This window comes from Mucilaginibacter sp. cycad4 (assembly GCF_034263275.1).
In the GTDB taxonomy this organism is placed as follows: domain Bacteria; phylum Bacteroidota; class Bacteroidia; order Sphingobacteriales; family Sphingobacteriaceae; genus Mucilaginibacter.
The window spans coordinates 6,579,665-6,592,123 of the sequence record NZ_CP139559.1 but is presented as its reverse complement, the minus strand read 5'-3'; the positions used below and the strand labels follow the sequence as shown (position 1 = coordinate 6,592,123).

Genomic DNA, 12,459 nt, shown 5'->3' with positions numbered 1-12,459 from the left:
ACTTAAATTAACGGCTATGGTGATAACACCAACCGCTGGCTTAAAGTATAATGCAGGCGAACGTTTATAATTATTGCTCCCGTCACAACAATGCTGACATACGGTTGTCATTACCATGTACTTATTTTGATTTGCAGACCCTGTTTCTGGATTATTTGTATTTTTACATAACAACATGGATTTTCAATTAACATCTCAATATAAACCAACCGGCGATCAGCCCGAAGCTATAAGGCAGCTGGTTGAAGGAATAAACAACGGTGACCCGTACCAAACCCTCTTAGGGGTTACCGGGTCGGGCAAAACATTTACCGTGGCCAACATGATTCAGCAAACGCAAAAGCCAACGCTGATCCTGAGCCACAACAAAACATTAGCAGCTCAGCTTTATGGTGAGTTTAAGCAGTTCTTCCCCGAAAACGCGGTGAACTACTTTGTTTCGTACTATGACTATTACCAGCCGGAAGCATTTATCCCGACTACCAATACCTACATTGAAAAGGACCTGCAGATAAACGAGGAGATAGAAAAACTTCGTTTACGTACTACGTCTGCTTTAATGTCGGGCAGGCGCGATGTGATCGTGGTATCGTCTATATCCTGCATTTATGGTATGGGTAACCCCGACGATTTTGCCGATTCGGTTTTCAAGTTTGCCGTAGGTACCCGCATCAGCAGGAATGCTTTTTTACACCGCCTGGTCGAAATTTTATACGCCCGCACCACTGCCGATTTTAAACGCGGTACATTCAGGGTGAAGGGCGATACTGTTGATATTTTTCCGGCCTACCTGGATTATGCTTACCGCATCTCCTTTTTTGGCGATGATATTGAGGAGCTAAGCGCCTTTGACATCGGAACCGGAAAAACCATCGAAAAAATGACGCACATGGTGGTATATCCCGCCAACCTGTACGTTGCCCCGCGCGAACGCTTTTTGCAATCCATCTGGGCCATACAGGAAGAGCTGGAAATGCGTAAAAAGCAATTTATTGATGACGGTCGTTTCCTGGAAGCCAAACGTTTGGAGGAAAGGGTTAATTACGACCTGGAAATGATCCGCGAGTTGGGTTACTGTTCGGGCATCGAGAACTACTCCCGCTTTTTTGATGGGCGCAAACCCGGTGCAAGGCCGTTCTGCTTGCTTGATTATTTCCCGGATGATTACCTGATGGTGATTGACGAAAGCCACGTAACTGTTCCGCAGATCAGGGCTATGTATGGTGGTGACCGTTCGCGCAAGATCTCGCTGGTTGATTATGGTTTCCGCCTGCCGGCTGCATTAGATAACCGCCCGCTTAATTTCCAGGAGTTTGAAAACCTGGCGCCGCAAACCGTTTATGTAAGCGCTACGCCAGGCGATTTTGAGCTGGAAAAATCAGGCGGTGTAGTGGTTGAACAGGTGATCCGCCCAACCGGGCTGCTTGACCCGGTTATTGATGTACGTCCTGTGATAAACCAGGTTGATGACCTGCTTGATGAAGTAGATAAAACCATTAAAAAAGGCGACCGTGTACTGGTAACCACGCTCACCAAACGCATGGCCGAAGAGCTGGCTAAATACATGGACAGGCTGGGTATTAAGTGCCGGTACATCCACTCGGAAGTTAAGACCCTGCAACGCGTTGAAATATTACGTGGTTTACGCCTTGGTGAATTTGATGTACTGATAGGTATCAATCTGCTGCGTGAAGGATTGGATTTACCTGAAGTATCATTAGTAGCTATTTTAGATGCCGATAAAGAAGGTTTCCTGCGTTCGGAACGTTCGCTGATCCAAACCATCGGCCGTGCTGCCCGTAATGACAGGGGCCGGGTGATCATGTATGCCGATAAAATAACCGATTCGATGCAGATCACGATGGACGAAACCAACCGGCGCCGCGAAATCCAGATTGCCTATAACACAGAGCACGGCATTACACCGCTAACCGTGGGTAAATCGCGCGAGGAAATCATGGAACAAACATCGGTGGTCGACTTTAAAGGCGGCGTACAGCAAGCTTATGTAGAAACTGACACCCTGACCCTTGCCGCCGACCCTATTGTTCAATACATGACCAAAGCCGATCTGAAAAAATCAATCGACAATACCAAAAAAGATATGCTCGCCGCCGCTAAAAACATGGATTTCCTGCTGGCTGCCAAGCTACGCGACGAAATGTTTGCTTTGGAAAAAATGATGGAGGAGAAGTTTTAATTTGAAAATTTATTGATTTGAAGATTTGAAAACAACAGTCTTCACATCTTCAAATTGCTTTATTTTCAAATTAAAGCAGCATCAGCTGTCCTTAAATCATAATAAAACATTTTTAACGTTATATACCTTATATTTGTAAGCTCAAAATTAACAGTATGATTCTCATTCGTTTCCTGATCATATCTATTTGTATATTATACATTATCCGCAGCCTGGTACGTTACCTGCTGCCATTTCTGTTTGAAAGTGTTGTAAACAAAGCTCAACAGCAATATCAGCAACAACAACATAATTATAACGAAGGCCCAAAGCCTGATGGAAAAATCAGGATTGATCATGTTCCACAGCCCAAAAAAGGCAGTGTGCCTGACAGCGAAGGTGAGTTTATTGATTACGAAGAAGTAAAATAAATCAATAAATATGGACACCAACCCGGTATTTAGAAGGCGCCAAAACCATAACAACACACCCGAATCTATTACGCTGATTATTACCAATGTCATCGTATTTATAGTTGCTACTCAAATTTTTGCCAATTGCACTAAGATCAGTACTTTTTACTGGGTAGTTTTGGGTGCCCTTGGCATTTACAACTTTTTCAGCATCCGCAAATACCGCGAAGACTATGGCAGGGTGCAGGTTATTGCTTATGTAATATCTATTATTGTGCTGATAGCCATGTTTTTCCTGTTGCGCAGCCGTGCGCAAACTTGTTAAGTTATTCCTTAACAAAACTTATAATTCCTATTCTCATTGTAATTTCTATTTTTGAGGAATATAATATCCATTTCAAAAAACTTAAATGAATAACTGGTTTAAGCGTAACGGCATTCATTTTGCCATAGCTGCAATTTTTTTAGTGATCTGCTTTATATTTTTAACCCCGGCATTCCAGGGTAAAACTTTAGGCGGCAATGACGTTACAAGGGCTCAATCAACCCAAAAAGAAATCAACGAATATAAGGCCAAAGACACCACAATATTATGGACCAACCAGATCTATGGCGGTATGCCTACCTACCAGATATGGGCGCCTTATAAAGCTAACTTAACATCATGGATTGTAACCGGTGTAAACTACACTTTCCCTACTCCGGTCGGTACGGTATTGTTATTTTTATTGGGCACCTACTTTTTATTTATAGTGTTAAAGGTTAACCCATGGCTTGCAGCGGCAGGTGCAGTAGCGTTTACCTTTTCATCATACAATATTATCCTGCTAACTGCGGGGCATGCCAACCAGGCTTTCGCTATAGCATTTTTCGGGCCGATACTTGCCGGTATCATCCTTACCCTTCGGGGCAAGTATTTATTAGGTTTTTCTGTAACAGCTTTATTTCTTGCATTGGAGATCAGGGCTAATCACGTGCAGATGACCTACTACCTGATGCTGGCCTTATTGATCATGGTTGGCATTGAACTTTACCATGCCATCAAAAACAAAACCTTAAATTCCTTTTTAAAATCGTTAGGTTATATTGCCGGCGCAGTTCTATTGAGCATAGCAGTGAACGCCTCTATCCTTTGGAGCACGGCCGACTATGGCAACGAAACTATTCGCGGCAAATCAAATCTTACCCAGCATACTACCGAGCCAAGCAACGGCTTACCTAAGGATTATGCCTATGAGTGGAGCCAGGGTGTTGGTGAGTGTATCACCTTCCTGATCCCTAACGCTTATGGTGGCGGTGAGCAAGGCTCCACCGATCCTGATTCGCATGTAATTAAAGCCTTAAATGCAAGTGGTGCCGATCCAAACCAGGTTACAGGTATTTCAGCTAATTATCTGCCGCTTTATTGGGGCAATAAACCATTTACTGCCGGTCCGTTTTATTTTGGTGCTGTAATTTGCCTGTTATTTGTATGGGGCATAATGATAGTTAAAAACCGTATTAAATGGTGGCTGCTTGGTGCTGTTGTTTTAACCATGCTGTTATCCTTCGGCCGGAACTGGCCTTATGTATCCGATCTGTTCTTTAACTACTTCCCGCTTTACAATAAGTTCCGTGCTGTTGAATCAATCTTGGCGGTCGCAGGTTTTTGCTTCCCAATCCTTGCTGTATTAGCGGTTAATGAGGCCATAACAAATGAGGACAAAGCAAACTTGTTTAAAAAATTAAAAATTGCATTATATATAACCGGAGGCATTGTATTAATTGTAGCTGCGGTGCCTTCCCTCCTTTTGTCTTTCAGTGTGAGCGAACAGCAGGCAGGTGTTATTGCACAAATAGGCCAGGCACTTAAAACCGATAGCTCAGCCATTACCCGCGCCTTAATTGCCGACAGGGAATCAATAGCGCAGGCGGATGCCATTCGCTCGCTTATCTTCATAGCTGTTGCATTTGGTCTTGCCTGGGCCTTCCTTAAAAAGAAGATCAATCCAACCGTTGCATCACTTGCTTTCTTAGCACTGATCCTGGTTGACCTTTGGGGTATCGACAAACGTTACTTGAATCATGACAGCTTTGCACCAAAACAAGATAATGAAACACCGCAGCCGCGCGAGGTTGATCAATTTATCATGAAAGATAAAGACCCTGATTTTAGGGTATTTGACGTTACACAATCAATCAAGGGCGACGGTTTAACACCATTCTTTTATAAATCATTGGGCGGATACTCTGCAGCAAGGTTAAAGCGCTGGGAAGAACTTGTAGATAACCAGCTAAGCAAAAGCATTAACCAGGATGTATTGGATATGATGAATGTTAAATACATTATAACATCCGACCCTAAAACACAAAACGTGGGTATGCAGAAAAACGAGACTGCCTGTGGTCATGCCTGGTTTGTAAAAAGTATCAAGTATGCCGATAATGCCGACCAGGAAATGGTAGCCATCAGCAGCTTTACTCCAAAAGACGAAGCCATTGTTGATAAACAATACAAGAGTGTTATAGATGAAAAAACCTTAGGCGCAGGCGCCGGTGAAGGTAAAATTGAGCTTACCAGCTACTCACCCGATCATATGGTTTATCAAAGCGGTTCTACTGCATCACAGATTGCCGTATTCTCTGAGGTATACTATAACAAAGGCTGGAAAATGTATATCGACGGTGTTGAAAAACCTTACTTCCGCGCCGATTATCTTTTGCGTGCAGCTCAGATCCCAATTGGCAACCACAAAATTGAGTTTATATTCCACCCTGCATCATATTACACAGGTGAGAATATTTCGTTAGCGGGATCAATCCTGCTGGTGCTTGCTTTAGGTGGGGCCGCGTATACCGAAAACAAAAAGAAAGCTCCGGCTGCAAAACCGGCGGATAAGAAGAAAGCGTAATTAGCTTTATATTTAAAGAAAAGCGATGGGTTGATACTCATCGCTTTTTTTGTGGGATATTAATTGATGAATGTGTTTGCCAGCTAAGTAATAATCATACTGCAAATACTGAAAAGATTGTACCTTAGATGTGAAATAAACCTATCACAAAAAAATGATACCATTAATACAGCAAAACAAATTTGATGAGCTCAAATACGCCTTGCAAAATTCGGATAGTGGATTAAAAATACACCATGTCCTTTTGCGGGTTTTAAATGGCAACTATTTGGAAGAAGCCGATTATGGCTTTGAAGCAAATATGTACCAGCAGGAATTTCTGGAAGGCTTTAATTTGTATAAAGCATTAAACAAATCAGCAATTTCAAAAGTCCAGCTTCAAGAGTATAAAATTGCATTAACATTCCTGGTATTTAAAATGGGAGGATTTATAAAACTTTTGGCTGATACAACCATGCAAAAAGGAGTATATCTCTCCCAAGCAAAAGACGTATATGAAGTTGATATATCGTTAAGAAGCAAATTACAAGCATTTATTGATCTGTTAAAAGAAACCGATGATGTACAGGCAATTGCAAACGTCTCTGCCGCAAAAGCGCAAATCAGTTTATCTATAGGTGACCTCCTTAAAAAGCATGAGATAGGGCAAGATATGTTACAATTTGCCAGTGGATATGAAAATGCAGGGTTAAAAGATCAGGCAGCCCGTATTTACCAAAATATACTATCAGATTTTGAATGCGAATCAGTACAATTATCAAGTAATTTGATCCCTGAGATCGCCCACGTTGATACACGTACCGATGAAGAAATAGAAGTTTTTGAAACGGCTAAAAAACACTTTGAGACAATTACAGGCATCAATGTGCCCGAAATAAAAAGGGTTAGACCAGACGCTGATGCTAATGCCCAAAAATTAGTTGAGAAGATAGACGAGCATGAAATACAATTAAAAGGGCAAGACAAAGAAAGTCATCCCGTTAATTTCTGGGGCAGATTTAAAAGATTTTTCAACTGATCATGTGAAGAATCAAATTTTAACGCAAATCTTAAGCAGAGAGGCGTGCGGTTGCTGACTTGTACTTTCCGATACATAGGGCATTCAACTTCAGCCAGTTTTTTTAATTAATCATCAATCGAATTATCTTCAATTACAGGATCACAAGGTGACAACAACGTATCTTCCTGCTCAGTGATCAGGCCTCTCGCTAATCTAAAAACTCTATATTTATTCCAGGAGACTTCATCATCTGGAAATCTCACATACAACAATCCAAAGCTTGATGGAGCTAATTCTGCTATTTTTTCATAAATTTCAATCACAGATTCGAGGTAGTTCAATCTATGGTTATGGGCGCCGCCAATGAAATAAACAAATAACCCATTCATTCGCCTAAGCTCGATAAACTGGTTGTCCATACTAAAACCGACTATTAAAGGCTTCATTGTCTCTTCGAATTGCTTCAAATCGCCCCCCATAGAGCCGCCTTCAAAAACAGAATCTAATCCTACAGAGATCCATCCATTAAATTCAATCATTTAATTAATATTTTCTTTCTACTATTGGTGCAAGTATAACGAGCCGGAAAAGCGGGTTAAGGCTAAAAGTGCCACTTATTCCTCCCCTGCTCTATCGAAATAATATTTCTTTATTAAGGTCCTTCAATCATTCGTCCTTCTGTTCTTCAACCAATACCAGCCTAAATTAAAGGCAATAACAAAATGGTTAAAAACAGTTGGGATCAATCCGTAATTCCGTTTCATAATATCAAAGCGCTCCACCAAACTTTGGCGGTGCTTTTTCTTTGACATTCCTCCTACCAGGTATTTGGCCACATAACGGTTAACATTAACTATTTTTCGGGTCTTTTTTGCCGCGCGGATTATCCAGTCGATATCCGAGCTCAATTGATAGCGGCGATCATAAGGATCGGCTAATGAACGCCTGATATAAATTGCCTGGTGGCTGATGCTCATGCCGTATTTAAAACCCTTCCAGGTAAACCTTGCAGGTGCTTTATGCCGTCGTTGCCCTAAACTGCTGCCATCATCGGCAATCATTTCGGTTTCTCCATAGTAAATATCTGCGTCATCGGCCGAGGCAAAAACCGCCGCTACTGTTTCATTATCATAAAACTCATCGCCCGAATTCATAAATATCACGTAATCGCCGGAAGCCAAAGCGAGTCCTTTGTTCATGGCATCGTAAATACCTTCATCTTTCTCGCTGATGAGTTTAGCTATATGATCTTTATATTTATCGATCACCTGCAGGGTGCCATCATTCGATAAACCATCGATAATCACATATTCAATATTGGCATAGGATTGGTTAATCACCGAACGAATGGTACGCTCAATATCCCTAACGTTATTGTAAACAATGGTGATAACGCTTAACCGCGGATTAAACATTGCTACCTCCCTTGCTCAATAACTTTTGATATACCTCAATATGTTTTTTAGCGATCACCTCTTCCGAAAACCTATCCATAATAGTTTGCCGGGCTTGCTGGTTCAACTCGTCTCTTTCCGGATGCTTAATGATCCATTCCATACCATCGGTAAAACTTTCGGACGAGCGATAGGTAGCGAGGTAGCCACTATGCTGGTGCTGTACCATATCAGGGATTCCTCCCGTGGTAAAAGCAATTACGGGTGTACCACAGGCCAGACTTTCCATCACAGTGTAAGGCAAATTATCCTCGAGCGAGGGGATTAAAAAAGCGTCGGCGGCAGCATAATGCAGGGCCAGCTTTTCATCATTATTGATGGTTCCCAAAAAACTGGTTTTAAAAGGAAAATCGAGTAGGCTTTCTGTACCGCGGTTTCCAAACACAACCAGTTCGATCTGATCTGTATCCGCACCTAAGCGTTGCTTGAGCAGCTCCATGCTCTCTAATAGATATTGAGTACCTTTATGCAGATCTTTACGCGATGGCATAAAGCCACTTAAAAAGATAAATTTATCTGTCGGTAAGCCCGCTTTCGCTTTCGCTTCCTTTTTGTCTATCGGCTTAAAAACATCTGTTTCCAGCGTATTTGGAATATTGTTTGCGGCCTTCCCTTGCATCAAACTGCTTTTCCTTACGGACGCCTGCATCCATAAACTTGGTGCTATGATGTTAAAGCCCAGCTGCTGGTAAGCTTTGTTTTTTTGCTGCCAGATGCGGTGCGAAATATCATCATTTCCAGCGTTGATCAACAATGGGCAGTTGCCGCATTGCTGCTGGTAATGATCGCAGGTATAGCGCACATGACAGCCGCCGGTAAAGGCGTTACTGTCATGAAAAGTCCACACCACCGGCTTGCCCAGCTTTTTAATTTCCGCTATATGCCTGGGATCCAAAAATCCATGGTTGATCCAGTGCAGGTGAATGATATCGGCATTTTTAACATCAGGATGTTTAATTACCGAACGGCCAAACCAGGTAAAGGAAAACGGTGTACGGCTATCAGGTTTTAGAAACCGTTTAGCTAAAATTCGCTCTAATATGATGGTCGCCGCCGTGTATGATTTTTGGATAATATTACCGTTAAAAGTCTTGATATCAGGATTATTTCCAAATTTATAATGTACAATAATTTTAGAATCGATATTTTGGCTAAGTAATGCCCGGTTAAGGCGCATGCAGGCCCTGCCCGCGCCGCCATTGCCGTCATAAGTATTGAGGTGCACCACTTTTAACATGGCTCAAAAATACATTTATTCATAAAACTTAAACCATATGAAGAAACTATACATCGTATTGTTTTTGGCAGCCTTGTGCCAAACAAACCTTAAAGCCCAAACAACCGGAAGCTATTTTACATCTAACCCAACCCTAACGCCCGATGGCAAAACCGTAATTTTCAGTTACGAAGGCGACCTTTGGAAAGCCGACATCAACAGCCAGGCAGCCACAAGGCTAACCGCCATGCAGGGCGAAGAAAGTAACCCGCGCGTATCGCCCGACGGGCAATGGCTTGCTTTTTCATCTAATCAGTTTGGCAATAACGATGTATACGTAATGCCCATTACCGGCGGCGATATCAAGCAGCTTACCTATAACGATGCCGGCGATAATGTGGATTCCTGGACCTGGGATTCAAAATCTATCTACTTTAACTCATCCCGTTATAATGGTTTCAGCGAATATAAAGTAGCGGCTACAGGCGGTACGCCCACCAGGATATTCGGTCACTATTTCAATACCATACATGGTGTTGTTGAACACCCGCAAACCGGCGAGCTGTTTTTCAACAATACCTGGGAAAGTATCTATTTCCCAACCCGCAAACATTATAAAGGTGCTTATAATCCCGATATCCAATCATACAATCCAAAAACCAAAGCGTATAAAAAATACACCGACTGGCAGGGTAAGGATTTCTGGACTACCATTGATCAAAAAGGGAACATCTATTTCGTATCCGACGAGGGCAACGAAGAGTATAACCTGTACACCTTTATCGATGGTAAAAAAACCGCATTAACCCAGTTCCCAACATCTATTAAACGCTCCCAGGTAAGTGCCGATGGCAGCAAGGTGGTGTTTGAAAAAGATTACCTGATTTTTGTTTATGACGTAGCATCGAAACAAACACAGAAACTAACCTTAAACCTGTTTCGCAATAATGTACTGCCTAAAGACCAATCGTTTGAAACAAGCGGCAAAATTGAGGCTGCAGCTTTATCGCCCGATGGCAAAAAGCTCGCTTTCATATCCCGCGGCGAATTGTTTGTAAGCGATGTCGAAGGGAAGTTCATCAAAAAGCTGGAGCGTAATACCAGCGAACGGGTTACCGAAGTAAGCTGGATGAGCGATAACAAAACCCTTATTTTCGGCCAAACCTTAGGCGGCTTCCCTAATTGGTACACCATAGCAGCCGATGGCACCGGTACCGAAAAGCAGCTTACTACTGATAAAGGCAGTAACCGCCTGTTAAGCATGAATAAAGACCGCACACAGGCCATTTATTTGAGCGGCCGTAATGAGCTGAAACTTTTGGATACGAAAACACTCATATCAAAAACGATTGTTACCGATGAGTTTTGGGGATTTTACAACCCTCCTCCACGCTTTTCGCCCAATGGTGAGTACGTGGTATACAATGCTTACCGCAATTTTGAGATGGATGTTTTTGTTTACGAGATAAAAACCGGGAAGATCCTAAACCTCACCAACAGTGGTGTTACCGAAGCCGCGCCATATTGGTCGCCGGATGGCAAGTATATCTATTTCGCATCGTCACGTACGCAGCCAGAGTATCCTTACGGCTCAAAGGACGCGCACATTTACAGGATGCCGCTGCAAAAGTATGACGATCCTTTTAAGATGGATAAGTTTACGGCCCTGTTTAAAGAGGAGAAAAAAGACGACGATAAAAACAAAAAGGATAAAGACAAGAAAACATCCGCCAAGAAGAAACCTTTATCAGAGCAGCCAACACCTAAACCGCCAGCCGATATTGTGATAGATACAGAAGAACTGATGAAAAGGCTGGAACGCATCAGTCCGGAGTTTGGTCAGGCGCAGGGACCTTATGTGATTCAAAAAGGAGATAAAACATTGGTATACTATGCCTCAAACCATAGCGAGGGTAAAGGGGCGCTTTACCGTACCACACTCGAAGCTTTTGAAAACCCCAAAACTGAAAAAGTCGGCGGCGGCGACTTTGGCAACTACGACATTTTTGGCAACGGCGATAAATATTTTGTACTGGCCGGAGGTAATATTTATACACTGAATATTGATGCCAACAAAGTGGATAAGGTAGATATTAATTACAGCTTTACCCGCAACATGGCCGGTGAGTTTGCACAAATGTTTGACGAAACCTGGGCCGGGCTGGATGAAAATTATTATGATGGCAACTTTCACGGGGCCGACTGGAAAAAGGTTCACGACAGCTACAAAGCCTTTGTGCCTTACATTAATAACCGCTCGGATCTTCGCCTGCTTCTTAATGATATGCTTGGCGAGCTAAACTCATCGCACCAGGGATTTTACTCAAACGGCAGCGAAGAAAAGAAAACCCTCTCCTACCGTACCATGGAAACCGGGATCATTTTTGATAATGATTCGCCATACAAAGTTAGCGGCATAGCTACCCGGAGTAATGCTGATAAAGCGGGCGTTGATGTAAAACCGGGCGATATACTGAAAGCTGTGAACGGCGTTACCGTTGATGAAAAGCAAGACCGTAATTATTATTTCAGCAAGCCATCGCTCGATAAAGAAATTGAATTGACCTTTAACCGTGCAGGCAAAGATATTAAAGTGAAGCTACACCCCGAATCAACCGGCGATCTATCAGGTAACCTTTATGACGATTGGATTGAGGCCAACGCTAAAACAGTTGCCGAAAAAAGTAAAGGCCGTATAGCGTACTCCTATATGAAAAACATGGGACAAGGCGCTTTGGAAGATTTCCTGGAAGATATGGTTGATGATGCCTATAAAAAAGATGCCCTCATTCTCGACTTAAGATATAACACAGGTGGTAACGTACATGATGATGTACTTAAATTCTTGTCGCAAAAGCCATACCTGCAGTGGGCTTACCGCGACGGCAAAAAAACACCCCAACCCAATTTTGCACCGGCGGCCAAACCGATTGTCCTGCTCATGAACGAGCAAACCCTGAGCGATGGTGAAATGACTTCTCAAGGCTTTAAACAACTGGGCTTGGGCAAAATCATCGGCACCGAAACCTACCGCTGGATCATTTTCACCAGCGGTAAAGGCCTGGTTGATGGCTCGTTTTACCGTATCCCGGCCTGGGGCTGTTATACCCTTGATGGTAAAGACATCGAGAAAACAGGTGTAACACCGAATATCTATGTAAAAACAGACTTTACCGACAGGATTGAAAATAAAGATCCGCAGTTGGATAGGGCCATTGAGGAGATTCTGAAACAGTTGCCGCCCCCTAACCCCCTAAAGGGGGAAAAATAGCGGTTAGCTGTTTTTTCGATTTATTTTTAACTTTA

The 12,459-nt window shown here is 42.7% G+C and carries 9 protein-coding genes; 6 read left to right on the top strand and 3 right to left on the bottom strand.

Annotated features, from left to right (window positions below; all coding sequences use genetic code 11):
* Positions 1 to 175 precede the first annotated feature (175 nt).
* The 5 genes from uvrB (at position 176) to SNE26_RS27225 (ending at position 6,501) form a co-directional block, all read left to right on the top strand.
* Positions 176 to 2,200: an excinuclease ABC subunit UvrB gene (uvrB, locus tag SNE26_RS27245; protein WP_321556991.1), complete on the top strand. Its 2,025-nt coding sequence runs from the start codon at positions 176 to 178 to the stop codon at positions 2,198 to 2,200.
* 155 nt (positions 2,201 to 2,355) lie between these two features.
* Positions 2,356 to 2,610 carry a DUF4834 family protein gene (locus SNE26_RS27240; RefSeq protein WP_321556990.1) on the top strand — a complete coding sequence of 85 codons (255 nt, stop codon included), beginning with the start codon at positions 2,356 to 2,358 and terminating at the stop codon, positions 2,608 to 2,610.
* Between the two features lie 10 nt (positions 2,611 to 2,620).
* Positions 2,621 to 2,917 (top strand): hypothetical protein, encoded by a 297-nt coding sequence (locus tag SNE26_RS27235; RefSeq protein WP_321556989.1) that lies wholly within the window; start codon positions 2,621 to 2,623, stop codon positions 2,915 to 2,917.
* An 85-nt stretch (positions 2,918 to 3,002) separates the two neighbouring features.
* Complete coding sequence (locus SNE26_RS27230) at positions 3,003 to 5,483, top strand: hypothetical protein (protein ID WP_321556988.1); 2,481 nt, start codon at positions 3,003 to 3,005, stop codon at positions 5,481 to 5,483.
* 154 nt (positions 5,484 to 5,637) lie between these two features.
* Positions 5,638 to 6,501 carry a hypothetical protein gene (locus SNE26_RS27225; protein WP_321556987.1) on the top strand — a complete coding sequence of 288 codons (864 nt, stop codon included), beginning with the start codon at positions 5,638 to 5,640 and terminating at the stop codon, positions 6,499 to 6,501.
* A 107-nt stretch (positions 6,502 to 6,608) separates the two neighbouring features.
* Here the strand turns inward: SNE26_RS27225 and SNE26_RS27220 are convergent, their stop codons facing one another.
* The 3 genes from SNE26_RS27220 to SNE26_RS27210 all read right to left on the bottom strand — a co-directional run bounded on the left by SNE26_RS27220 (position 6,609) and on the right by SNE26_RS27210 (position 9,174).
* Positions 6,609 to 7,022, bottom strand: a complete 414-nt coding sequence (locus tag SNE26_RS27220) for an Imm7 family immunity protein (protein WP_321556986.1) — start codon at positions 7,020 to 7,022, stop codon at positions 6,609 to 6,611.
* A gap of 123 nt (positions 7,023 to 7,145) precedes the next feature.
* On the bottom strand, positions 7,146 to 7,898 hold the full coding sequence (locus SNE26_RS27215) for a glycosyltransferase family 2 protein (protein WP_321556985.1): 753 nt from the start codon (positions 7,896 to 7,898) through the stop codon (positions 7,146 to 7,148).
* Positions 7,891 to 9,174, bottom strand: coding sequence for a glycosyltransferase family 4 protein (locus SNE26_RS27210; RefSeq protein WP_321556984.1), 1,284 nt, complete (start codon positions 9,172 to 9,174; stop codon positions 7,891 to 7,893). Before SNE26_RS27210 ends, SNE26_RS27215 begins: the two co-directional genes overlap by 8 nt.
* Positions 9,175 to 9,211: 37 nt before the next feature.
* On the opposite strand from SNE26_RS27210, the gene SNE26_RS27205 reads away from it, so the two are divergent.
* Positions 9,212 to 12,424, top strand: a complete 3,213-nt coding sequence (locus SNE26_RS27205; protein WP_321556983.1) for a S41 family peptidase — start codon at positions 9,212 to 9,214, stop codon at positions 12,422 to 12,424.
* Positions 12,425 to 12,459: the final 35 nt, after the last annotated feature.